We start from the raw sequence: 24,233 nt of genomic DNA, 5'->3' as shown, positions 1-24,233 counted from the left end.
ATGGCCAAATCGACATCAGGCAATTTCTTCGAGGATTTCCGGCTCGGGCAGGAGATCGCCCACGCCGTTCCGCGCACGATCACCACAGGCGACGTTGCTCTTTACTCAGCGCTTTACGGCATGCGTTTTGCGCCGCAATCCTCGGACGCATTTGCGCAGTCCCTTGGCCTACCGCGAGCGCCGATCGACAATCTGCTGCTGTTCCATGTCATTTTCGGCAAGACAGTGCCGGATGTTTCGCTCAATGCGGTTGCCAATCTGGGCTACGCCGAATGCCGGTTCCTTGCACCTGCATGGCCGGGTGACAGTTTTACCGCGAAGTCCGAAGTCATCGGCCTGCGCGAGAACGCCAGCGGTAAAACGGGGATCGTCTATGTTCGCTCTACCGGCATCAATCAGGATGGCGTGAAGGTTCTCGAATTCGTGCGCTGGGTGATGGTCAACAAGCGCGATCCGGTGAACAAGGCGGCTGAAACCCACGTGCCGCAGACGAGCTTGTCCGTTCAGGGCGCCGATCTCGTGGTGCCGCCCACTCTCGACGCAAGCGCATACGATCCAATTCTGGGCGGAAGCCCTTATTTTTTCGATGATTATCAGGTCGGCGAAAAGATCGATCATATCGACGGCATGACCATCGAAGAGGCCGAACATCAGATCGCTACGCGCCTTTACCAGAACACGGCGAAAGGCCACTTCGACGCTGTCCAGCAGAAGGCAAGCCGCTTCGGCAGGCGCATCGTTTACGGCGGGCACATAATGAGCCTTGCGCGTTCTCTGTCTTTCAACGGTCTTGCGAACGGCGTGTTCGTCGCTGCGGTCAATGGCGGACGCCACGTCAATCCTGCCGCCGCCGGCGACACCGTCTATTGCTGGTCGGAAGTGTTGGAGAAACACCTGTTCGACGGTCGGCGCGATATTGGGGCATTACGCATCCGCACCGTCGCGACGAAGGACATTTCCTGCAGCGAATTTCCTGCACCGGGCTCGGAAAGCGAGCCGGTAGTTCTGCTCGATCTCGATTATTGGCTGTTGATGCCCAGGCGGGAAGTCCAGGCATGACCGTGCAAAAATCGCGCCTCGATTTTCCGTGGAAAGCGCCGCCGGCCGCCGGTGAGGTGACGGAGGTGACAAAGGGTCTGCTATGGGCCAGGCTGCCGCTGCCGTTCCGGCTCGACCACGTGAATGTTTGGTTTCTGGAGGAAGATGACGGCTGGACGGTCATCGATACAGGCTGCGCTACGCCTGAAATACTGACCGTTTGGGAGCGTCTTCTGGCCGGCCCGATGCGTAGCAAACCGGTGCGCCGGGTCGTCGCAACCCACGGGCATGTCGATCATATCGGGCTGACGGGCTGGCTCGTGCAACGTTTCAATGCCGATTTCATCGGCACTTTTGCGGAATGGGTCTGGGCGAGGCTTAGCCATATGCACGATGTGCCGGGCTCAAGCGCTACGCATCATTCCTACCTCGTCCGCCACGGTTTCGACGATGAAGACGCAGGCAGGCTCGTGCAAAGCCGGCGGCGGTTCATCGACCTCTCGTCTCAGATTCCAGGGTGGATCACCGAGATTCGTAGTGGTGATGCCGTTCGGCTGGGCGGGCGGGAATGGCGTGTTATCGTCACGCGCGGCCACGCGTTCGAGCATGCGTCTTTCTTCAACGAGGAAAGCGGCATCCTGATCGCAGGCGACCATATACTGCCCAGAATATCGCCGGTGATCGCGGTTTATGAAATGATGCCCAAAGCTGACCCGTTGGGCGACTATCTGGATTCGTTCCCGCAGTTCGATGGAATTCCGGCAGATACGCTCATCCTGCCCTCGCATGGCCTGCCCTATCGCGGCATTCATCAACGCATCGCGGAACTGCGCGATCATCATCGACTAAGGCTCGATGCTACTGCATCTTTCCTGAGCAATCCGAGCACTGCGCTTGAACTGTCGCGAGAGATGTTCCCGCACATCGAGGGACCGGACAATATCGGCTTCGCGCTTGGCGAGACATTGGCGCACGTCAACTACTTGGTCGCCCGAAACATCGTCGAAGAAAGGCTCGATGATCAGGGCCGGACCATCTTCGCATTGCGCCGTTGAGCAACGACTTTTCCAGGTGATGATATGACGAACAAGCCGCGTCGCTCGGTGCTTTATGTTCCTGCCACGAACGCAAAGGCGTTGGCCAAGGCGGGCACGCTCGCTTGCGATACGGTGATCGTCGACCTCGAAGATTCGGTCGCGCCGGAAGCAAAAGCGGAGGCGCGTGACGCGCTTGTTGCGCATTTCGCAAATGCGCCTGCTTCCCAGAAGGAGACGGTGATCCGCGTCAACGCGCTGGAAACGGGGTGGGGCGCTGCCGATCTCGCAGCCGCTGCGTCCTGTCATCCCGATGCAGTCCTTCTGCCGAAAGTCGAGACCGCCGATCAGCTGCGTTCCGCCAGAGCCATGCTGGACGAGGCCGGTGCGTCAGATGCCAGCCTGTGGGCGATGATCGAAACGCCCCTGGCGATCGTCAACATCAAGGAGATATGCGCGGTTGGATCGCGAAGCGACATAAGACTGCAATGCCTTGTCGCCGGTACCAACGATCTGGCCAAGGAAACGGTGCTGGCGGGCTCGCGCGCGCGGCTGACGATGGTTGAATGGCTGGCCCCGGCGGTGATCCACGCCAAGGCATTTCTCATCGACATTCTTGATGGTGTCTACAACGACTTCAGAGATGTCGATGGCTTTGCTGCCGAATGCCGTGAGGGCGCTGAACGCGGTTTCGATGGCAAGACGCTCATCCACCCGTCGCAGATAGATGTAGCGAACGAAGTCTTTTCGCCGAGCCAGAAGGCCATCGAGAATGCCCGCGCAATCGTCGCTGCGTTTGATCATCCTGACAACGCGGGCAGGGGCGTGATTTCTCTTGAGGGCAAAATGGTCGAGCGCCTGCACCTGGAGATGGCGCAACGGCTTTTGGTAAAAGCGGCGTCTGTGTGAGTTTTCACTGCCACCTTGATCGCAACACCAGTGCAAATCCGCGACTGCGAGCACTTCAAGCGTGAGTCACAGAGCGCATCGGCTTTTCCAGTACCAGTTGATTGCCAGCCGGCGAATAATTGCCTGACTTGCGAGAAGAGAAAACGGCAAAACAACTCGTGATTGCTCGGCGCGATGCTCGCGGCCCACCACCAATGGCCGGCTTGCGATGCTGCAATGTGGAATTGCCCGCATTTCGCGAGTAACGCAAGATCAGTCTGCGCGCAAAAGGGTCAATTTCCCGGCAATACCCAGTAATCGCGGAAAGGTTGCATTTTTCCTCTGTGCCGAACGCCAATTCAACTGTATGGATTGAAACGGGTGTAGGGGATTTTTTCGATGGTATCTGATGGGGAGAGTCGTCCGCGGCAGCGGATGGCAGGGAATCCGGGATTTTCGGGGCCTCGTCCCCAGCCGGCCGAAGGGCATGCGTCAGGCAGGCGACACCTTGCACCGCTGAACACACCATCTATCGCACGCGCCTGGCGCCGTGCCCTGACTGCGACATCGGCGCTTGCGCTGATCGTGGCTGTCTCGATCCAGCCGGCATGGGCCGATGGAGGCGCAGGAAGTGCCGGAAGTTTCTATGGCGGTAGAGGCGGCGTCGACAGTGCCGAAGGGACCGGCGAGAACGGTGTCGCAGCATCTTACGCCGGCGGTGGCGGCGGCGCCGGCAAGACCGGTGGAAACGGAGCAACCAGTTCAAGCGGCGGCAACAGCATCGGCGGCAATGGCGGGGCCAGCGCGGGCGAAGCGGGTGCCGACGGCGGCAGTAGCAGCAACGCCAGTGGCGGCGGTGGCGGCGGCGGCGCGCATGGCTCCGTCGATACTGCACTTCCGGGCACGACAACCACCGGCGGCAAAGGTGGTAAGGGCGGCGATGGAAACTACGGCGATGGCGGTGGCGGCGGCGCGGGCGGCTATGGCGCGGTCGTCATCGGAGACGGCGACAAGGGCTTGCTTTCGACCAATCTGGAAGGTGGTGCGGGTGGCGCAGGTGGTGCAACCAGCCTACCTAGAGAGATTGATTATGGCGGCAATGGCGGCAGCGGCGGTGTGGGCCTGCTGTTTTCGGGCACGGGCGGCAAGACCGTCACCATCGGCGCCGGGGTGACAGGTGGCAATGGCGGCAATGCCGGGGCAGCCCATGTGAATGTCCCCTACCAATACCGATCGAAAGGTGGTGCGGGTGGCGCAGGTCTCGTCGGAGACAACCTTGCCATCACCATTGACGCCAGCGGCGCGATTACCGGCGGCAATGGCGGTGCGCCCAGCGCCACCGGTTTCGACTTCGCCGGCGCAGGCGGTGTGGGTCTCTCCGGCTCGGGGCTCACTGTGTCGCTTTCCGGCGCCATTTCCGGTGGGTTCAGTGGCGACGGCACCAGCCGGGCCAACGCCATCGACTTCACCGGCGGCAACAATTTTCTCACCCTGAACACTGGCTGGTCGCTGAACGGCGGCATCGGCGTGACCGGCGGACTCACTTTCGATCAGGCTATCAGTGCCACGGTTGCCAATACGATTTCAGGGTCGGGCACGCTGACCAAGACCGGCGCTGGCACACTGACGCTTACGGGCGCCAACACCTACAGCGGCACCACGACAATCACGGCAGGCGTGCTGCAGGTCGGCAATGGCGGAACGACGGGTCAACTCGGCTCGGGCGCGGTCGTCAACAACAGCGCGCTTGTCTACAACCGCTCGGGCACTTTCACCGTTGCCAATACGATTTCAGGGTCGGGCACGCTGACCAGGACCGGTTCTGGCACGCAGATCCTGACCGGCGCCAACACCTACAGCGGCACCACGACAATCACGGCAGGTATCCTGCAGGTCGGCAATGGCGGAACGACGGGCCAGCTCGGCTCGGGCGCGATCGTCAACAACAGCGCGCTTGTCTACAACCGCTCGGACGATTTCACCGTTGCCAACACGATCTCAGGAACCGGCACCTTTACAAAGGAGGGTGAGGGCACGCTGACGCTTACGGGCGCCAACACCTATTCCGGCGGCACGACCGTCTCGGAGGGGACGCTGGCTTTGGGACGGCTCAATGCGGCCGGTACCGGTGGGCTGACCGTCAACGGCGGCACGTTCGACTTGGGCAACTACTCGCAGGTCGTTTCTTCCCTACAGGGCACCGGCGGAACGATAAATTCGAATGGCGGCATGCTCAATGTCGACCAAACTACCGACACCGCTTTCGACGGCGATGTGACCGGTTTGGGAACTCTGAACAAGAACGGCACCGGTACCCTGACCATGAATGGCGTGATCCGCGGTGGGCATCTGGGCATCAGTGCCGGGACGCTGGTTCTGAACAGCGCAAACACCTACAATGTCGGGGGCGCTGGTGGCGGCACGTTCTTGGCCGATGCGACGCTGATTGTCGGGCATGACAACGCGCTTGCAGACAGCACACTGTCTGTCTTCGGATCAAACGCAATCCTGGGTGCGAACAAGACAGTGACGCTGGCCAACGACATTGATCTCGTCGGTATTTCCAATGGGAGTCTCACGGTCGATACAACTGCCGATCTGACGCTGAGCGGCATAATCAGGGACAATGGCGGAACAAGTGGCACACTCACCAAGAAGGGTGAGGGTGCGCTGTCCCTTACGGGCGCCAATACCTATGGCGGCGGCACTACCGTCTCGGACGGAACGCTGGCCATTTCCGACGACGCCAATCTCGGCGCGGCCACGGGCCGACTGAAGCTCGATGGCGGCACGTTGGAGTCGCTCGCCGACATCGAAATGACCCGGGCCATCTCGCTGGGAACTTCGGGGGGCAGCTTCGCCCCCGTTTCCGGGACGTCTCTGACGCTCGGCGGCGATATCGACGGCGACGGCGGCCTCGATATCGAGGGCGACGGAACTCTCGTCCTCACCGGCACAAACAGCTATCTGGGGGGCACCGCCGTCTCGGGGGGCACGCTCGTTCTCGGCACCGAGGCCGGCGGCGCTGGCAGCCTGACGACAACGATCCTCGGCGAGATCGTCAATGATGGCGGCATCCTCGAGATCGTCAAGGCCGATCTTACGGACGTTACGATGATCCGGAATAAAAGCTTCACCGTCTTCCACAACAACATGTCGGCGGGATCGACCTCGATCACCAACACCGGCCTTCTCGCCTTCGACGACACGAGCAGTGCCGGCGAGGCAGACATCATCAACGATGGCGGCGTTGTCTTCGCTGACATGACCAGCGCCGGCATGGCGACCATCACCAACAACGGCGTGCTCATCTTTTACGGCGAAAGCAGCGCCGACAACGCGACCATAACCGCGACGGAAGATGCGTATGTCTACTTCACCGATTATTCCACGGCCGGCAAGGCGGCTCTCGTCGCCAATGGCAGCGTCTTCGACCTGAGCAACACACTTGGCACGGATGGCGACGGCCTCGTCACCGCCGGGTCGATCGCCGGCACCAGCACCGGCACGTTCTTCCTTGGCGAAAACCGTCTCGTCGTCGGCGGCAACGGTGCTTCGACCGAATTCGCCGGCGAGATCGCCGACGACGATCCATCGTGCGGATGCGGTCGGACCGGCGGCTCCCTCGTCAAGACCGGCACCGGCACGCTGACGCTCACCGGCGCCAGCACCTACACCGGCGGCACGACCGTCTCGAACGGCACGCTGCGGATCGGCGATGGCGGGGCGGGTGGCAGCATTGCCGGCGATGTCGACGTCTCGGGCAGCGGCACCGTGTCGGGAACGGGCAGCATCGCGGGCGATGTGCGGTTTTCGGCGGGCGGCGTCCTTGCCGGGGCCCAGGGCCAGACCCTGACCATCGGCGGCGACCTGGCGCTGGATGCGGCCTCGTCGATAGACGTCGCGCTCGGCGGCGCGCCGACGGCAGCGCTGTTCGACGTCCACGGCGACCTGACGCTCGACGGCACACTCAACATCACCGACCAGGGCGGGTTCGGCGCCGGCGTTTATCGCCTGTTCGACTATGGTGGCGCGTTGACCGATAACGGGCTTGATATCGGCATGGTACCGACCGGCGTCGATGCGGCCACAATGTTCGTCCAGACCGCGGCCGCCCAACAGGTCAATCTGGTCAATACGGCAGGCCAGCAGCTCCGGTTCTGGGATGGCGGCGATCCGGCCGGCATCAATGACGGCATCATCAATGGCGGCGACGGCGTGTGGAGTGCTGAGGGCGCGACCTGGACCGGCGACGACGGCGCGCTCAACGGGCCGATGCTGCCGGACCCCGCTTTCGCCGTGTTCCAGGGCGTGGCGGGAACGGTGACAGTGGATGACGGGTCCGGTACTGTCGCTGCCACGGGCATGCAGTTTGTCACCGACGGATACCGGATCGAGGGCGATGGCATCGCGCTCGCAGGCATCGGCGGGGAGAGCATCATCCGGGTTGGCGACGGCACTGCAGCCGGTGCTGCGACGACAGCGACCATCGCCTCCTCGCTGACCGGCACTGCACGCCTGATCAAGGACGATCTCGGCACGCTGGTGCTGGAAGGCGCCAACACCTATGCGGGCGGCACCGAGTTGCGCGGCGGCACGCTGTCGGTCGCCTCGGATGCCAATCTCGGCAATGTGGCGGGCGGGCTTGCCTTCACCGGCGGCACGCTGGCGACAATTTCGAGCTTCGACAGCGCGCGCGCTGTTGCGCTCGACACGACAGGCCGCTTCGATGTTGCCGCCGCAACCCAACTCGGGCTCGGCGGCGCAATCACCGGCGCGGGCGATCTTTACAAGACGGGCGCCGGCACGCTGGTGCTCACCGGGGCCAATGCCTATGGCAACACGCTGGTCGCGCAGGGAACGCTGGCCGGCAACACGGCATCGATCTCGGGCAATATCGGCAATGCCGCGATCGTGGTCTTCGATCAGGGCGCGGACAACACCTTTGCCGGCACTATTGCCGGTCTAGGCGGCACCAATGGTGCGATGATCAAGCGGGGAGCAGGCACGTTGACGCTCGCGGGCGCATCGAGCCTCGACTGGTCGGTCGAGACGGGCGGGCTGGTCAGCTCGGCGTCGCGGTTTGGTGGCGATGCCGCTATCGGCATCGGAGCCCGCTTCACCCTTGATGATGCGGCCAATGCCACTTATGCCGGCGTGATCTCGGGCGCGGGCGACTTCATCAAGGCAGGCGCGGGCGATCTTCGCCTGACCGGCGACAGTTCGGCATTTGAGGGCCTGACCACGGTCTCGGGCGGGCGGCTCAGCGTCGGTGTGGGCGGGTTCGGCTCGCTTGGCGGCACGCTGGTGGTTGCATCGGGCGGCTTTCTCGGCGGCTCGGGCACGATCGGCACGACATCGGTAGCATCCGGCGGCATCATCGCACCGGGCAATTCGATCGGCACGCTAAAGGTCAATGGCGATCTAACCTTGGCTGCGGGCTCCATTTATCGGGTCGAGATCGCCGGCACCGGCACTTCCGACCGCATCGACGTCACCGGCAAGGCGACAGTGTCGGGCAGCAATGTCTCCGTGATGGCGCTCGACCCGAAGGTCAGCTACCAGAACGGCCAGACATATCGGATCCTGAATGCCGATGGCGGTGTCAGCGGAACATTCGCCGCGCCGCTCACCCAGTCGGCCTTCCTCGACCTGACGCTCGATCACAAGGCCAAGTCGGTCGATCTGACCATCAAGATCAAGGGCCCTGATCCGGAAGAGCCTGAAGAACCGGAAGAGCCGGAAACGCCGCCACTGTTCGGGACGGTTGCCGAAACCCGCAACCAGCTCGCAACCGCCGGGGCGCTCGACACGCTGGAACAGAGTGGTGCGTCGCTGGCGCTTTACAACACCTTGCTGGTGCTCGACGCAGCGCAGGCCCGTGCCGCTTTCGACGGGCTCTCGGGCGAGGTTCATGCTTCGGCCAAGACCGCGCTGATCGAGGATACCGCCCATATCCGCAATGCAGCCAACGACCGCATCCGCGCTGCCTTTGAGGGTGTGGGTGCAGCACCCGTCCCGATTCTGGCCTACGGGCCGGACGGTCAGCACTTGGCACCCGCCTCGTCCGACCATGGCCTTGCCGTCTGGGGCAATGCCTTCGGTTCCTGGGGTCATGTCGGCAGCGACGGCAATGCCGCGCGGCTGGACCACTCGACCGGCGGCCTGCTCGTCGGCGGCGATGCTATGCTGGGCGACTGGCGGCTCGGCCTGCTTGCCGGCTACAGCCGCTCCAGCTTCGACGTGAAGGGTCGCGCCTCTTCCGGCGACAGCGACAATTACCATGTCGGCCTTTATGGCGGCACGCAGTGGGGCGCGCTCGCCTTCCGCACCGGCCTTGCCTATAGCTGGCACGACATCGAGACCCGCCGCGACGTTGCCTTCCCGGGCTTCAGCGACCAGCTCAAGGGCGATTACCGCGCCGGCACCACGCAGCTCTTCGGCGAGTTCGGTTATGGCATCGAGGCGGGAGCGTTCAGCTTCGAACCCTTCGCTAACCTCGCCTATGTCAGTCTACGCACAGGTGGCTTTGCCGAACAGGGCGGGGCCGCAGCGCTTGCCAGTGCCAGCCAGACCACCGACGTTACCTTCACCACGCTGGGCCTGCGTGCTGCATCGGCCTTCACCCTCGGCACGGTCGAGGTGACGGCAAAGGGCATGCTCGGTTGGCGGCATGCCTTCGGCGATGTCACGCCGCTGTCCACGGCAGCCTTTGCCGGCAGCAATGCCTTCACCGTGGCCGGCACCCCGATCGCGCGCAATGCAGCCCTCGTCGAAGCCGGCCTCGACCTCAAGCTTTCCGACACCGCCAGCATCAGTGCCTCCTACACCGGGCAATATGGCTCAGGCGCACAAGAGCACGGCTTCAAGGCAAGGCTCGGCGTCGCGTTTTGAAGTGTCAGGGGTCAACGCCAACGACGCTGAGTTGGCGTTGATCTCGATATCGCGGTGAGTTCCTAAGACGCGGTTTCACGCTCGATCAGGTCAAAACCTGTGTCTACGCTCAATCCTGGCAACTGATTATCTTGCTGGAAAAGCAACTTGACGGCACCGGAGCCGATTTCCTTTGGATTGGGCTTCACCGTCGTCAGTTTCGGTGCGATCGCCGAGGCAATTTCGTAATCACCCCAACCGATTACCCCGATTTTCTGAGGTACTGCGATATTGCGGCGGTTGCATTCGAATATGATGCCGGCGGCGACGATATCGGTCGGACAGATCACCGCGTCCAGTTCGCGGTCGAGGCTCAGAAGGTTGTCCAGTGCTTCGCTTCCAGCCTCAAATCCATGCGGCTCGGCCACGTCCACGATAAGGTCCTCGCGCAATCCCGCAGCACGCATTTCCGCGCGAAAGACAGGCGGGCGTTCGCGAAACCGCCGTGAGGCCGGATCGCCATGGCTGACGAGACCGATCCGCCGTCGCCCGGCCTTGATATGATGCCGACAAGCCGCTCGCACCGCAGCCGCGATATCGTAGCCGATTGCCTTGTCGATCGGATCATGCAGCAGCCAGGTCTCGACCAGCGGGATGCCCGACCGCCGCAGCAAATCGACCGTGGCCGGCGTGTGTTCATTGCCGATCAGGATCAGGCCGGATACGCGCAGTCCGATGAAAGCTTGCACCGCTTCGAATTCCTGCTCCGGCGATTCCGCCAGCATGAAGACGAGCTTCTTGCCTGCGGCATCAGCCGCTTCCTCCAGGCCGCTGATATATTGATAGAAACTGGAGTTCTTTACTGAAGGGATGGTGCTGCCGATCAGGCGGCTCTTTCCCGCCGCCAGATGCCCGGCTGACATGTTGGGCACATAGCCAAGCTGTCTCGCTACGTCTTCAACGCGCTGCCGGGTGTCCTCCTGCACACGGTCCGGATAGCGGAAGGTATTGGATACCGTCATCGGCGATACATCCGCGGCCTCTGCCACCTCGCGCATCGTCGTCATCCGCCGGAAGCCGTCGCTGGAAGTCATGTTCTCTTTTCTCCTCCAATTGCGAGCGTTTCTTCCAGAATCAGGCCGTCTTTCGCAAAGGCGAGGCTATCTTTCCCGCGCGTTGACTTCTAGAAAGCCAGAACTATTGTAGCGCTACAATCACCGCAAAACCCTTCGCAGGCAAGATTCACAATGCAAGCCAGTTGTCCGGTCGGAGCTCTCCGTTGAATTCGACGCGTGATCCATTGGCCGCGCCGGTATCGTCGGCAGGTGTGCGGATAGGGATCGACGTCGGCGGCACGTTCACCGATTTCGTGCTGTCGGATCCGCGGGACGGACGGCTTGTCTTCTACAAGGAACCATCGACGCCGGATGATCCGTCACGGGCATTCATCGTCGGGCTGAAGGCACTTCTCGACCAGGCTGGTTTGGAACCCCAGGACATTTCCGTCCTGATGCACGGCACCACGATCGGCCTGAACGCGATCATACAGCGCAAGGGCGCGCGTATCGGTCTTGTTGTCACGCAAGGCTATCGCGACGTGCTGGAGATTGCGCGCTCACGCATGCCTTCATCCTTCGATCTCCACGCATCGAAGGAAGTTCCGCTTGTGCCGCGGTCGCGGGTAATCGAAATCGCGGCGCGGTTCTCCTCGAAGGGGCAGATGACGCTTGAGCCGAGCGAAGCGGAAATCGAACAGGTGGCGGCGCAGCTTTCGGCACTCGACGTCGAGGCGGCAGCCCTTGTCGTGATCAACGGCTACACCGCGCCGCAAGCCGAGGAGGATATCGCAGCACGGCTTTCCCTCGCAGCCGGCGTGCCGGTCTCTTCTGCTGCAGCGATCTGGCCGGAAATCCGCGAGTATGAACGCACGCTGGTCGCCTGCCTGAATGCCTATGTCCAGCCGCTCATCAAGCGCTATCTCGAAAATCTGCGCGAGGGTCTCGCCACCGAGGGCATAACGGCGCCGATCGTCGTAACGGCTTCCAATGGCGGCTCGCTCAACGTTGCCTCGGCAATGGAGCGTCCGGTCGAGACGATCCTTTCGGGTCCAGCCTCGGGGGTGATGGCGGCTGTCCGGCTCGCGCAGGCAGCCGGTTTGACCGATATCATCACCTTCGACATGGGTGGCACGTCGTCCGACATCGCGGTTGCCAAGGCCGGCTCGCCGGCCCTCGCCACCCAGACATATGTCGGGGGATTGCCGCTGGTGCTTCCCGTCGTGGATGTCAGCGCCATCGGCGCTGGCGGAGGATCGGTCATCTGGGTCGATCCGCACGGCATCATCAAGGTCGGCCCGCGCAGTGCCGGAGCAAAGCCCGGCCCGGTTTCCTATGGGCTCGGCGGTACCGAACCGACGGTGACGGACTGCTATGTCGCACTCGGTTATATCAATCCTGCCGGCTTTCTCGGTGGCCGGATGTCTCTCGATGCCGAAGCGGCACGGGCGGCACTTGCCGAGACGGGACGTAGGCTCGGCTTTGACGGCTCGCCTTCCGAGATCGCGTCCAGGACCGCGGAAGGCGCGCTCGCTCTGGCGACGACCGGAATGGCAAGTTCTATCTACAAGGTCCTGGCGCAACGAGGCCTGGATCCACGCGACTTCGTTCTTATGCCGTTCGGCGGCGCCGGCCCCACGCATGCAAGCCTGCTGGCGGAAGAGATCGGCCTCTCCCACATCGTCATTCCCATGGCCGCAGGAACATTCTGCGCGCAGGGGGCTGCAGCCGCGGATCTCAGGCGGGATTTCGTCCGCAGCCTGCGGCTGCCGCTCGAAGGGATCGCATCGCTACGCTTGGCGGAGACATTTCAATCCCTGACCCGTGACGGAATGGATTGGCTCGACGCGGAAGGAGCAGGCCAAGCCCGCAACTTCGAGCATTCAGCCGACATGCGCTACGCCGGACAGGCTTACGAGCTCCGGGTCAGTTTGCCCGGTGCCGATCTTGATGCCACCCGGCTTGCAGATGCATTCCACGAAGAGCATGAGCGTATATACGGCTTTCGCGATGCCGCTGCTGCGATCGAACTCGGCACCGTGAGGCTTGCAGCGATTGGCATCACACCACCGTTGCCCGAGCGGCCCATTGCCGTGCCAACCTCGTCCACTGCCGTGAAGGGCGCTCGTTCTATTTTTCACAAGGGTGCGTGGATCGAGGCGTCGGTTCTCGACCGTGCCGCGCTTCGGGCAGATCTGCGTTTTTCGGGTCCGGCCGTGGTGGAGCAAGAGGATACCACAGTGGTCGTTCTGCCCGGATGGTCGGGCCGCGTGGATGCTCTCGGCAACCTGCATCTTGAGAAGGTGCGTTGATGACGCTCGATCCGGTCACACTCGAGATACTGAACAACAAGGTTGCCGCCGTCACCGAGGAGATGTGCGTTACCTTGCAACGCACCGGTCGCACGCTCTATGTCAAGGAGACTGCCGATTTCGCTTGCGCCCTTGCCGGGTTGGATGGTCGGTTCTTCGCCTATCCGCGTTCCATAGGCGTTTCCGGTTTTGTCGGTTTGGAATGTGCACCGACCATCGAGGTCGTTGGCGATCTCGAACCGGGCGACGTCATACTGACAAACGACCCCTATTATTCGCATGGCCTCGCTACCCACCTTCCCGATCTGCAGGTGATCGCGCCCTATTTTCACGAAGACCGCATCGTCGCCTATGGCTGGTGCTTCGTTCACTGCTCCGATATCGGCGGCCGCGTACCGTCGTCGATCTCGCCCACCAACCATGAGATTTATCAGGAAGGGCTGCGCATCCCTCCGGTCAAGCTCATGCGTCGAGGCGAGTTGAATGGCGATGTCGCCCTCTTTCTGAACGCCAACAGCCGGACCGCCGACGCGAATATGGGCGACATACGTGCGATGCTTGCCGCGCTCGATACGGGCAGCCGCCGCATCAGGCAGATAATCGCACAGCATGGCACGGAGACGTTGCTGGACGCCCAGGCGGAATTGACCACCTATGCCGAGAAGAAGGCGCGCGCCGTGTTGGGCCGGATACCTGCCGGAACATACCGCTTCGTGGACTACCTCGACGACGATGCCGTCAGTGCCTTGCCGGTGCGGCTCTCGCTCGCTTTGACGATAGGGGATGGAACGATCCATCTCGATTTCACGGGATCGGACCCGCAGGTGGCCGCTGCGATGAACATCCCCTCGCGCGGGCGCCCGCATGCCTGGCTGACGCTGCGGATTCTCGCGATGATCCATACGCTGGACCCCACTGCGCCACTCAATGCCGGACTTCTGCGTCCCGTCAGCATCACCGCACCGGCCGGAACGATCGTAAATCCGGACGAGCCGGCCGCGACCGGCGTGCGGCATGCTGCTGCCATTCGAGTCAATGATGTGCTCAATGGCGCCCTGGGTCTGGCTTTGCCCGCGGTGATGCCGGCTGCGTCTTCCGGCACGGTCATTCCGGTGGTCGTTGCCGAGCCGAACGACAGGGGTGGGCGCAACGTCCAGGTGGTTGAGCCGATGATTGGCGGAACCGGTGCACGGCAGGGCGTGGACGGAATTGACGGTCGCGACTCCGGCATTTCCAATCTTGCCAACAATCCGGTCGAGACCGTGGAAGCCGAACTCGCCATAGAGATCCTGCGCTATGGCCTGCGTCCGGATTCAGGCGGTGCCGGCAGGTGGCGTGGCGGCTGCGGAATGGAACTGTCGTTTCGCATCCTGAAGGATGGGACCAATGTTCTCGGCCGCGGCATGGAGCGTCTGCTTTTCCGTCCATGGGGTCGGAATGGTGGACGGCCGGGGCTGCCCGGCAGCCTTGTGGTCAACGAAGGAAAACCCGGTGAACGCTGGCTTGGCAAGATCGATGTGTTGGACGTCGGCGCAGGTGACATCGTCACTTTCCGCACGCCGGGCGCGGGCGGCTGGGGCGATCCGCGTGAGCGCGATCCCGCCTCGGTCCTGTCGGACGTGCTCAACGGCTTCGTGACGATCGAAGGCGCGCGGCAGAGCTATGGCGTGGTGATCGTCTCGGATGCCGTCGATGAAGCGGCAACACTGGTTTTGCGTGCAAAATGTACAAGCGAAGAGCGGGTGGTTGATTTTGGCCCGGAGAGGGCAGCGTGGGATGAAGTCTTTGATGCCGGAGCGATGGATACGCTCAACGCACATCTCCTGACGCTTCCGCTTGCGCGCCGCCAAAGATACCGCCGCGATATTTTCGCAAAAACGCTCGGCCAACTGCCGGAAGGGTTCCCGCGTGCAGCGGCGGACGAGCAGGCGAAGGCTGACGCGCGAGATGATTTCGTTCGCACCGTCGCGAGCCTGAAGGGTTAAGGACGCATGCTGCTTGGCGTCGATCATTTTGTCGTGCTCGTCCCGGAGCTGGGAGCGGCGCACAAGGCCTGCCTTGATGCGGGTTTTACGGCAACGCCGATTGCCCGCCACAGCGCGGCGTCCGGCACGGCCAACACCTGCATTGTTCTGCCGCAAGTCTATATCGAGCTGATGGGCATCGTTGCGGAGACGCCGGCCAGCGATGCGTGGGGCAGACTTCTCAAGTCGGGTCCGGGGCTCAAAGGTATCGCCCTCGGCACGAGCGACATCGAGCAAACGGCTGCGCAACTCTTTGAGCGCGGTCTTGCGGCTGATCCGGTGCGGCGCTTTTCCCGTCCCGTTACGGAAGGAGAACTCGGCTTCTCGGTAATTCGTCTCTCGCCTGATCAGACACCGGGTCTCCAGTGTCTGTACTGCCAGCACCATACGCCGGAACTGCTGTGGTTGCCGGATGCCTTGCAGCATGAAAATGGCGCACGGCGCGTCACGGCTGCCATGGTTCCGCAAGGTACCGCGCTTGAGCCGTTCGCGGGCGGGAACTGGCCTGCCTTGCCGGTGTCCGATGGTCCAACGGGCCGGATCACGATTGCTTTCGACCGCCCGGTTCCGGGGGACGCACTGGCCGCTATCCATCACGTGACGGGCGTTCTGATCGAGGAAGCGCAGGCATCATGAATTCCTGGCCGCGAGACCCGGTATCACCGCTCTGGCAGCGTCTTTCGGCCGAGCGCTTTTCTGCGCCGAAGCTCGAAGGTGTGCGGGATGCCGACGTCGTCGTCATCGGCGGCGGCATTGCCGGGCTCACGACCGCGCTGGAGCTCAGGCGGCGTGGCCGCAAGGTCGTGGTGCTCGAGGCCGCCACGATTGGCGCCGGCGCATCCGGTCGTGCCAACGGACAGGTGATTGCTGCACTGACACGTCATGGACCTGACGCGATCCGCAAGACGCTGGGGCAGCCATTCCTGGATCTGCTGGCGGGAGCGGCCGATCGCCCCTTCGGGCTGATCGAAAAGCATGGCATCGAATGCGACGCGCGCCGAACCGGCTGGCTGCAGCCGGCGCATTCGCCAGGGCGCGAGCTGCGCGCACGCAAAATGGCCGAGCAATGGGCGGTGGTCGGTGCCCTTGCGGGTCCGCTTAACAAGGACGCTATGGCTGCGCGCATTGGCTCGCAAGCCTATTTCGGTGGCTGGGAACATCGCGGCGGCGGACACATCAATCCCTATGCCTTCACGCTTGGCCTTGCGCGCGCCGCTGCCGGGGAAGGCGTTGCGGTTTACGAACGCAGCCCTGCTCTTGCCCTTTCCCGCGAGGGCGGGGTCTGGAGCATCACCACACCCAACGGACGGGTGCGCGCGCCGCGCGTAGCGCTCGCCACCGCGGCACATACCGGCAACCTTTGGCCCGGCCTGGCGCAGACCATCGTGCCGGTCACCTCCTATCAGGCTGCGACCGCGCCGCTGGGCAGGCTGGCCGAGACGGTGCTTCCGGGGGACGAGGCTTTTTCCGACACGCGGCAGGATTTGCGCTACATGCGCAAGGACCGCGATGGCCGTATCGTTTCCGGTGGAGCGCTCGCCCTGCAGTTTGCTGCCGGCACACGCCTGCCGCGTCTCATCCATCGTAGGTTGATCGCATTCAGGCCCGATCTTGCCGCAGCAACCATGACGGACTTCTGGGGCGGTCGCATCGCCATGACGGTGGATCGCCTGCCGCGCCTGCACCGCACGCCGGACGGCCTTGCTACATGGATCGGTTGCAATGGGCGAGGGCTTGCGCTTGCCTGTGCCATGGCAGAAGTGCTTGCGGATGCGGTCTGCGACGTTCCCGATGAACAGCTGGCATTACGCCCGACACCGCTCAAGCCTGTGCCGTACCATCCCTTTGTCAGCCGCACGGCACGCCTTATCCTGCCCTATCTGCGCTGGCAGGACAGCCGCGAAATCTGAGTATCGCAAGGAAGGAAATCACCCATGCCCCGCGCTGCCGTCATCCAGCTTTTCCATGAAGCCAACGCATTCACGCCGGTCAAGGCATCGTATGAAGGCTTCCTGTCGGCGCAGTATTTCCGTGGCGAGGATGTGCGCCGTGAATTCGGCTCCACCGGCAATTGGCTCGGCGGCGTCACGCAAGCGCTCGACGAGGCGGGCTACGATATTGCCTACGGTGTCTGCACCGGTTGCCTGCCGGGCGGGACGCTAGACAATGCGGGCTACCATCGGCTGGTGAAGGAAATCATAGCCTCGCTTGAGGAGATTGCGGCCAGCGGTCCGGTCGACGTGGTGGCGTTGCTTCTGCATGGTGCGCTGGTGGTCGAGGGCGTTGCTGCGCCGGAAACCGACCTGGCCCGGAAGGTGCTGGCGGTGGTGGGGCCACATGTCCGCATTGCCGTGCCGCTGGATTTCCACGCCAATGTCGAGCCGGAATTGCCTCACGTGGTCGATGTCGTGATCGGTGGGAAGCTTTATCCGCACGCAGACACCCATGCGCGCGGCAAGAAGCTCATGCAGCTCACGCTCGATCTCACGCCCTGGCACACGCGGCGTTTCCGGTTGCCGGTCGCGGCCCCGATGAGCGCCCAGACCAGCGATGCCTTTCCCTTTTCCGAATTGGTGGCGTTGTCGAATGATGTCGAGCAGCGTCCAGGCCTTGCCGACGTCGTCGTCATGGGTGGTTTTCCATATGTCGATTCAGACGAGGTCGGCAGTTCGGTTCTGGTGACCGGGACGGACGAGGACGCCATGCGACAGGCTTATCGGGATATGGCAGAGGCGGTCTGGCAGCGGCGAGAGGCCGTAACCAAGCCGGCGCCCTCCTTCGAAGAAGCGGCGGTAGAGATTTTTGCCCGCGCTGCCCAGGGACGCGTCGTCATCGGTGATGCCGGCGATAATCCCGGCTCGGGCGGGGTCGCCAATGTCGCCGATGTGTTTGCCGCGCTCGCCGCGCAGGCGCTGCCGTTTGCCGCTGGCTTCATGGTCGACGGCGAGGCCGTATTGGCAGCCAGGGCAATTGGCGTCGGCAATCGCGGCCGCGTGCCGATGGGTGCGATGCGAGACGGCAGGCCTTTCGTTGCCGACGCCATGGTGGAACGCGTCGAGGACGTTCGCTACCGCAACGAAGGCGCGAATCTCCATGGCGAACTGCTTGAAGGCGGCCTGGGCGCTGTGCTGCGTGTGGGCGAGGCGGGGCATATCGCGATCGTCACGGAACGCATCCAGGCCTACGATACGCAGGCCTTCCGCAGCCAGGGCATCAACCTGGAAAGCAAGGCGATCATCCATGTGAAGTCCAGCAACCATTTCCGCACGTCGTTCACCCCGCTCGCTGAACAGGGCGTGTTCGTGGTGGATAGCGGCGGTTATGCCTCGACGGACGCGCGGCGTTTTCCCTTTACGCGGCGCGCCAAAACGATCCTGCCACTCGCAGAGCTCGACAAGGCGGAATGGGACCGGCAGGTGGCGGCGGAATGCGAGATCGCCTTCCGCTGGAGCTGACGTTCGGCCGTATCAATCCTGGACCACGCCACCCTTGATGGTATGGCGCAGATGCGAGGCGAAGTTCTCCAGAACGCCCTTGTCGAGTGGATTGGCCGCAAGAAGGTTGAGGTCGGCGCGATAGCCCGGCCGTACATGGCCGATCTCGTTTTCCAGCCGGACCAACTCTGCCGCCGTGCTTGTTGCAGACCGGAGCAGGTTGGCCGGAGGCACGACATCCGAGCGCAGTTGGAATTCGTGAAGCTGGCGGTCGTGCATCGGACCGATCAGGTCCGTGCCATAGGCCATCGGCACGCCAGCGCGGTAGGCGAGTTCCACCGCGCGAATGCCTGAGTCCAGCACGAGCCTGATCTTGTCCATTCGGTCCTTCGGGAAGCCGCTTTCGGCCCCGACCTCCGCAAGGGCGCGAAAGCAGGACAGTGTCGGCGTCAGAAAGCTGCCGGCTTTTTTCATCAGTGCGACAGTCTCTTCATCGAGCAGGTTGCCGTGTTCGATAGAGCGCACGCCGTTGCGCACCGCGCGTGCCACGGAACGGGCTGTGTAGGTGTGCGAGACGACGTAGAGGTCAGCCATGGCCGCTTCGTTGACTATGGCTGCGATTTCGTCTTCCGAGAACTGATCGGAGGTGATGCGATCCGTGGGCGAGGAAATGCCGCCATTCGCCATGATCTTGATGTGATGGGCGCCGCGGCGGATCTCGTCGCGAGCAGCGCGGCGCACTTCGTCCAGGCCGTCGCAGCGGCGGCCAAGGCTCACCTGCGCATAGGTCTCGTCCAAGCGGTCGACGCCCATCGCGCGATGGTCGCCATGGCCGCCGCTAGGGGACAGTGCCTTGCCGCCATAGAGGATGCGCGGTCCCGCGAACAATCCTTCCTCGACAGCCCGAGCAATGCCGAATTCCGCCCCGCCGACATCGCGCACGGTGGTGAAGCCGCGTTTCAGCATGCCGCGAAGCACCTGCGCGGAGCGCGCAGCAACGTACATCGGCGACTGCTGCGGTAACTCGCCGAGATTGGCCGTGTAGGCGGTCACGTGAACATGGGCGTCGATAAGACCAGGAATGACGAAGCCGCCATTGGCCGCAATGCGTTGAGCCTCCGGGATGGCGGGCACCTTGCCCTCCTCGATCGCCTTTATCAGCCCGTCTTCCACAACGACATGACGGTCGGGAAGAATGGTAGCTGAGCTGACATCGACGACGTTGGCATTTTCAATGACGGTAATCACGGACTGGCCCTTCATAAATCTGCGCTCCTCCTCAAACGGCAAAACCGGGCGCTGGAGCGCCCGGTTCGAAAGTGTTGTGAATGCCTCAGTTGCCCGACCAGCCGATACGGTTCAGGAACAGGTTTTCGTTCGGCAAGGGTGAGAACTCGACTTCCTTTGCCGCGCCGTAGATCACTGACGCCTGGTAGAGCGGGATGACATAGTTCTCGTCGGCGACAATCTGGTGGACCGTCTTGTAGAGTTCCAATCGCTTGGCTTGATCGATCGTGGAACGCGCCTCATCCAACGCCTTGTCGATCCGCTCGTCCTTGATGCTTGCCCAGTTGCTGGACGAATGCAGAAGCGGATAGAGAATTCCGTCGGCATCCTGGCAGCCGCAGCTCCAACGGCCGAATGAGGAAGAGGGGATGGTGTCGGGGCCGGATTGCATGCGCTGCATCCAGTTGCCCATGTCCGTAGACTCGATCTTCACATTGAGGCCGACATCCGTCAGCATCTGCTGGATCGCCTGAACCACGCGCTGGTCATAGACCGGGGTGGTCAGGAGCGTGATCTCGGCCTTGGCCGCGTCGCCGACCTCGGCCAGGATTTCCTTGGCCTTTTCGGGGTTGTATTCAGGCGCCTTGATGCCTTCGACGAAACCGAAAGAAACCGGCGAAGTCAGTTCGTCCAGCGGTGTGTCGAAACCGCCGAGAATGCCTTCGGTGATACCCTGCTTGTCGATGGCATGTGCGATGGCAAGGCGGACCCGCTTGTCGTTGAGCGGCGGCTTGTTCACGTTGAGCGAGAAATAGGCGATGCGTTCGCCCTTGACCGGCAACACCTTGCCCTGGCCGGACGATTCCAGCTGTGCAGCGAGGTCATTGTTGAAGTTGCTGGCAAGGTCGGTGGTGCCGGACTGCAGGTTGGCGATACGGGTCGAGCCGTCGGGCACTGCGCGGAAGGCCACCTTCGGGAATGCGCCTTTCTGACCCCAGTAGTCGTCATTGCGGGCTACCACCACTTCGACGCCGCGGTTCCAGCTTTCGAACTTGTAAGGACCGCTGCCAACCGGCTTGAGATTGAACTCGTCCTTGCTGACGGACTCTACCACGTGCTTGGGCACGATCGACAGCTTGGTCAGCTGTGCGAGTAGAACGGGGTAAGGCCCCTTGGTCGTCACCACCACCGTGGTGGGATCCTTCGCAACCGCGTCGGCGATCTGGTTGAACTGGCCGAGCTGGGGACTTGCGAAGGCCGGGTCGGTAATACGCTTGATGCTGAACGCGACGTCCTCGGCCGTAAGCGGCTTGCCGTCGTGGAATTTCACACCATCGCGGATCTTGAACTCGACCTCGGTGTCGGAGAGGTATTTCCACTCGGTTGCGATCTGCGGCGCGATCTGACCCTGATCGTCGCGCGTCAGCAGATTGTCGAAGATATTGCGGTAGACATTGAAACTATCGGTGTTCCACTGCACGTGCGGGTCGAGCGAACTCGGCTCGGCAATGAAATCCACCACCAGCAGATCCTTGGCCGCGGCCAGGGATGGTGATGCTGTGAGCGATGATGCCGCGAGCATCGCGGCGAGTATGAGATTCTTCAGGCGCATCGGTTCATCTTTCTTTCAACAGACGCGTCGGTTCCCCCGACTTTAAAAGTTGATCACCTTCCGGAGCGAGCATGCCGCTCAAATTTGATATTGCAATCTGACATCTCAGATGCTTGTATTGCAATATCAAGTCATGATCCTGACATGCGCTACATGACAGCGCAACAGCCCGTTTTTCTAAAACTTGCAGCCACATTGAAAAGCCATTCCGACCTTTCCGTCCCGCGAAAGAAATGCCAGGATCGCCGCAATTCCGGCATATGCTTTGCTGTTCATTATGCTGGGCGTCGGATGGTGAGATAAATTTCTCCTGGTGGAAGGAAAGAGAGAAAATGAACCCTTCCTTTTTCGTATAGAGATATCAAAATAAAAAACTAAGAGGTTAGTTTCGCATGCTGGATAACGACACATACGCATCTCCATTGCCCGCCGCCGGAAAAGCGGAGATTGCGGAAGCCGCATTGCGCAATGCAATCGTGACCTGTGTGCTGGCGCCTGGCGAACGCCTTTCGGAGGCAGCGCTTGCCGAGGAATTCGCATTGGGGCGTGGCGCGGTACGCTCGGCGCTGGCGAAACTCAAGGCGAGCGGCCTTGTTTCCTCCAGCGCGCGCAGCGGGTGGTCGGTCACGCCAGTCTCGGCCGGTGAAATCCGTGAGCTCAGTGCCGCACGGCGCCAGCTGGAGCCGCTTATCTCCTCCGCGATGCTCGATGACACCGATCGGCAACGGCTGAAGGGGTTTGCCGAGATGCATATCGCGCTTACCCAGCGCCAGGCGCTGGATACCGACATCGTCCCGACGATCCGTCGCTGCGAGAGGGATATTCTTGAACTGCTCGCGGGCCGGCTCGCAATGCCGATTGTCCACGGCTGGCTTTCCGATCTGTGGGATCGTGCAGTCCGTCTCGTCAATTTCTTCGAGGTCAGCGGGCGCGTCAGGCTTATCCCTGCCAACCGGTCGCGGCTGGTGGAGGCGATCATCGACGGGCGCAAGGCCGATGCACTTGAGCATCTCGCCACTGCCAACACCGCCCTGGAAACCTACCTGCTCGACCGCTTCCTGGAGTCGGAAGCCATGGTGGGCGGTAAGTCTGCTCGCCGCTCCGCCGGCAAGAGCAAGGCCAGCGGCTCTCAACATAAATCCGCAACCGACAAGACAAGGACCTTGCGAGGATGAAAACAGTCAGCCGTCCGTTCCGCTCGCTTCTGGCAGGCCTGGTCCTGGCCTGCTCTCCGCTGGCGCTTCAGCCGGCGCAGGCGAAGGACCAGTTCGTGGTCGACCTGACCAACGAGCCTTCCTCGCTCGATCCCCAGAAGCAGTGGAACCCGGACAGCTACTACGTCTATCGCAACATCTTCGACAATCTTTTGACGCGCGACGACGCGGGCAAGATCGTGCCGCAGATTGCCACCGAATGGAGCTACCGCTCCGACACCGAGGTGGTGTTCAATATCCGCGACGATGTGAAATTCCACGACGGCACGCCACTGACTGCCAAGGATGTCGCCTTCAGCGTCAACCGCATCATCAACCCGGCCTTTGCCAGCCCGCAACTCGGCCAGTTCAACAAGATCGTCTCGGCCGAGGCTACCGGCGATCACGAGGTGACGATCAAGACGGATGGCGCTTACCCGGTCCTCCTTGCGCAACTCGTGAAGCTTTCGATCGTGCCGCAGCATGTGGTGGAGGCGAAGGGCGACGATGCCTTCAACGCCGCTCCTATCGGTTCGGGCCCCTACAAGTTCGTGAGTTGGCAGAAGGGTGTTGCCGTCGCGCTTGAGCGCAATGACGACTATTGGGGGGATAAGGGCGTGTTCCCGACGGTGGAATTCCGGGCTGTCCCCGATGCCGCCACGCGCGTTGCCAACCTTCAGGCCGGCACCACCGATCTCGCTGTGGGGCTTGATACCGATCTTGCCGCCCAGCTTGAAAGTTCCGCCAGTGCAAAGACGCTGTCGGTCCTGACCGAACGGATCGGCTATGTGAAGCTCAACCCCAACCTGCCGCCATTCGACGACAAGCGCGTGCGACAGGCCGTGGCGGAAGCGATCGACAAGCAGACGATCGTGGACGGTCTGCTCGGCGGCGTCGACAAGCCGGCAACGCAAATGGCGATGCCCGCGCATTTCGGCTACGTCGAAGGCATCAAGAACTACGACTACAATCTTGAAGACGCCAAGAAACTGATCGCCGAAGCCGGCGCCACCGGCAAGCAGGTTGGCTTCGCCACCGCACCGGCTTTCGATCAGCGCATCGTGCAGGCGGTGGCCCAGATGCTCACCGACGCCGGGCTCAAGGTCGATATCGAGATGACGGATATGGCCACCTATCTCAAGCGTGCACAGAGTGCACCGGCGAGCCAGGCCGCCATCTCCTTCGGCCGCTGGTCCTGCGCCTGCCAGGACGTCGATGGCGTGCTCTTTCCACTGCTGCATTCGTCAAGTTCCTGGGCTTCGGGTTCCAGCCCGGAGATCGACAAGCTGTTGGACGAGGCGCGCAATACACTGGACGAGAAGGGGCGGCTGGAAGCCTATCGCAAGGTTAGCACCCATGTTGCCGAAGAAGTGCCGCTGGTGCCCCTCTACCAGGCTGCGATCATCTATGGCGCAGCCAAGAGCCTTGAGTGGCAGCCCACTGCCAACGAGAGCCTCTTCCTGAATCGCATGAAGTGGCAGGACTGACGGCAACCTAGAGCATGTCGCGTAAAAGTGTGCAGCGGTTTTGCGATAACGACATG

Annotated in this window: 14 protein-coding genes; 11 read left to right on the top strand and 3 right to left on the bottom strand. The window is 62.4% G+C overall.

Annotation, left to right across the window (positions count from 1 at the left end; genetic code table 11):
• The 4 genes from G6N74_RS11455 (at position 1) to G6N74_RS11440 (ending at position 9,854) form a co-directional block, all read left to right on the top strand.
• Positions 1-1,059: a MaoC family dehydratase gene (locus tag G6N74_RS11455; protein WP_165117342.1), complete on the top strand. Its 1,059-nt coding sequence runs from the start codon at positions 1-3 to the stop codon at positions 1,057-1,059.
• Positions 1,056-2,093, top strand: coding sequence for an MBL fold metallo-hydrolase (locus G6N74_RS11450; protein ID WP_165117340.1), 1,038 nt, complete (start codon positions 1,056-1,058; stop codon positions 2,091-2,093). Before G6N74_RS11455 ends, G6N74_RS11450 begins: the two co-directional genes overlap by 4 nt.
• 24 nt (positions 2,094-2,117) lie before the next feature.
• A complete protein-coding gene (locus tag G6N74_RS11445; RefSeq protein WP_165117338.1) occupies positions 2,118-2,981 on the top strand; it encodes an HpcH/HpaI aldolase/citrate lyase family protein in 864 nt (287 codons plus the stop codon).
• A gap of 564 nt (positions 2,982-3,545) precedes the next feature.
• Positions 3,546-9,854 (top strand): autotransporter-associated beta strand repeat-containing protein, encoded by a 6,309-nt coding sequence (locus G6N74_RS11440; RefSeq protein WP_165117336.1) that lies wholly within the window; start codon positions 3,546-3,548, stop codon positions 9,852-9,854.
• 62 nt (positions 9,855-9,916) lie between these two features.
• Here G6N74_RS11440 and G6N74_RS11435 read toward each other — a convergent pair whose 3' ends face one another.
• Positions 9,917-10,927 carry a LacI family DNA-binding transcriptional regulator gene (locus tag G6N74_RS11435; RefSeq protein WP_165117334.1) on the bottom strand — a complete coding sequence of 337 codons (1,011 nt, stop codon included), beginning with the start codon at positions 10,925-10,927 and terminating at the stop codon, positions 9,917-9,919.
• 185 nt (positions 10,928-11,112) lie between these two features.
• On the opposite strand from G6N74_RS11435, the gene G6N74_RS11430 reads away from it, so the two are divergent.
• Genes G6N74_RS11430 through G6N74_RS11410 form a run of 5 tightly spaced genes read left to right on the top strand, consistent with a single transcriptional unit; the run spans position 11,113 to position 18,679 of the window.
• Entirely contained in the window at positions 11,113-13,200 is a 2,088-nt protein-coding gene (locus G6N74_RS11430; RefSeq protein ID WP_246245724.1) for a hydantoinase/oxoprolinase family protein, read from the top strand.
• Positions 13,200-15,185, top strand: a complete 1,986-nt coding sequence (locus G6N74_RS11425) for a hydantoinase B/oxoprolinase family protein (RefSeq protein ID WP_165117332.1) — start codon at positions 13,200-13,202, stop codon at positions 15,183-15,185. The genes G6N74_RS11430 and G6N74_RS11425 overlap by 1 nt, the downstream gene beginning before the upstream one ends.
• Positions 15,186-15,191: 6 nt before the next feature.
• Positions 15,192-15,860 (top strand): VOC family protein, encoded by a 669-nt coding sequence (locus G6N74_RS11420; RefSeq protein WP_165117331.1) that lies wholly within the window; start codon positions 15,192-15,194, stop codon positions 15,858-15,860.
• Positions 15,857-17,134, top strand: coding sequence for an NAD(P)/FAD-dependent oxidoreductase (locus G6N74_RS11415; protein WP_165117330.1), 1,278 nt, complete (start codon positions 15,857-15,859; stop codon positions 17,132-17,134). The genes G6N74_RS11420 and G6N74_RS11415 overlap by 4 nt, the downstream gene beginning before the upstream one ends.
• Before the next feature lie 24 nt (positions 17,135-17,158).
• On the top strand, positions 17,159-18,679 hold the full coding sequence (locus G6N74_RS11410; RefSeq protein WP_165117329.1) for a M81 family metallopeptidase: 1,521 nt from the start codon (positions 17,159-17,161) through the stop codon (positions 18,677-18,679).
• A 12-nt stretch (positions 18,680-18,691) separates the two neighbouring features.
• Here G6N74_RS11410 and G6N74_RS11405 read toward each other — a convergent pair whose 3' ends face one another.
• Both G6N74_RS11405 and G6N74_RS11400 read right to left on the bottom strand, forming a co-directional pair.
• Positions 18,692-19,921: a metal-dependent hydrolase family protein gene (locus tag G6N74_RS11405; protein WP_165117328.1), complete on the bottom strand. Its 1,230-nt coding sequence runs from the start codon at positions 19,919-19,921 to the stop codon at positions 18,692-18,694.
• Between the two features lie 70 nt (positions 19,922-19,991).
• Positions 19,992-21,497, bottom strand: coding sequence for an ABC transporter substrate-binding protein (locus G6N74_RS11400; protein WP_165117327.1), 1,506 nt, complete (start codon positions 21,495-21,497; stop codon positions 19,992-19,994).
• 392 nt (positions 21,498-21,889) lie between these two features.
• On the opposite strand from G6N74_RS11400, the gene G6N74_RS11395 reads away from it, so the two are divergent.
• Together G6N74_RS11395 and G6N74_RS11390 are read left to right on the top strand one after the other, a co-directional pair.
• Entirely contained in the window at positions 21,890-22,672 is a 783-nt protein-coding gene (locus tag G6N74_RS11395; RefSeq protein WP_165117326.1) for a GntR family transcriptional regulator, read from the top strand.
• Positions 22,669-24,177, top strand: coding sequence for an ABC transporter substrate-binding protein (locus G6N74_RS11390; protein WP_165117325.1), 1,509 nt, complete (start codon positions 22,669-22,671; stop codon positions 24,175-24,177). Before G6N74_RS11395 ends, G6N74_RS11390 begins: the two co-directional genes overlap by 4 nt.
• The last annotated feature ends 56 nt before the right edge of the window (positions 24,178-24,233 follow it).

It is taken from the genome of Mesorhizobium zhangyense, from assembly GCF_011045115.1.
GTDB classification, from domain to species: Bacteria; Pseudomonadota; Alphaproteobacteria; order Rhizobiales; family Rhizobiaceae; genus Mesorhizobium_M; species Mesorhizobium_M zhangyense.
Note: the sequence above shows the minus strand (reverse complement) of the source record. Positions and strands in the feature narration are given on the sequence as shown.

What these genes read in the sequence shown, in the direction of transcription:
- G6N74_RS11395 (WP_165117326.1), top strand. Translation starts at nt 21,890, where the DNA reads ATGCTGGATAACGACACATACGCATCTCCATTGCCCGCCGCCGGAAAA.
- G6N74_RS11410 (WP_165117329.1), top strand. Translation starts at nt 17,159, where the DNA reads ATGCCCCGCGCTGCCGTCATCCAGCTTTTCCATGAAGCCAACGCATTC.
- G6N74_RS11425 (WP_165117332.1), top strand. Translation starts at nt 13,200, where the DNA reads ATGACGCTCGATCCGGTCACACTCGAGATACTGAACAACAAGGTTGCC.
- G6N74_RS11420 (WP_165117331.1), top strand. Translation starts at nt 15,192, where the DNA reads ATGCTGCTTGGCGTCGATCATTTTGTCGTGCTCGTCCCGGAGCTGGGA.
- G6N74_RS11455 (WP_165117342.1), top strand. Translation starts at nt 1, where the DNA reads ATGGCCAAATCGACATCAGGCAATTTCTTCGAGGATTTCCGGCTCGGG.
- G6N74_RS11390 (WP_165117325.1), top strand. Translation starts at nt 22,669, where the DNA reads ATGAAAACAGTCAGCCGTCCGTTCCGCTCGCTTCTGGCAGGCCTGGTC.
- G6N74_RS11445 (WP_165117338.1), top strand. Translation starts at nt 2,118, where the DNA reads ATGACGAACAAGCCGCGTCGCTCGGTGCTTTATGTTCCTGCCACGAAC.
- G6N74_RS11450 (WP_165117340.1), top strand. Translation starts at nt 1,056, where the DNA reads ATGACCGTGCAAAAATCGCGCCTCGATTTTCCGTGGAAAGCGCCGCCG.
- G6N74_RS11415 (WP_165117330.1), top strand. Translation starts at nt 15,857, where the DNA reads ATGAATTCCTGGCCGCGAGACCCGGTATCACCGCTCTGGCAGCGTCTT.
- G6N74_RS11435 (WP_165117334.1), bottom strand. Translation starts at nt 10,927, where the DNA reads ATGACTTCCAGCGACGGCTTCCGGCGGATGACGACGATGCGCGAGGTG.
- G6N74_RS11405 (WP_165117328.1), bottom strand. Translation starts at nt 19,921, where the DNA reads ATGAAGGGCCAGTCCGTGATTACCGTCATTGAAAATGCCAACGTCGTC.
- G6N74_RS11400 (WP_165117327.1), bottom strand. Translation starts at nt 21,497, where the DNA reads ATGCGCCTGAAGAATCTCATACTCGCCGCGATGCTCGCGGCATCATCG.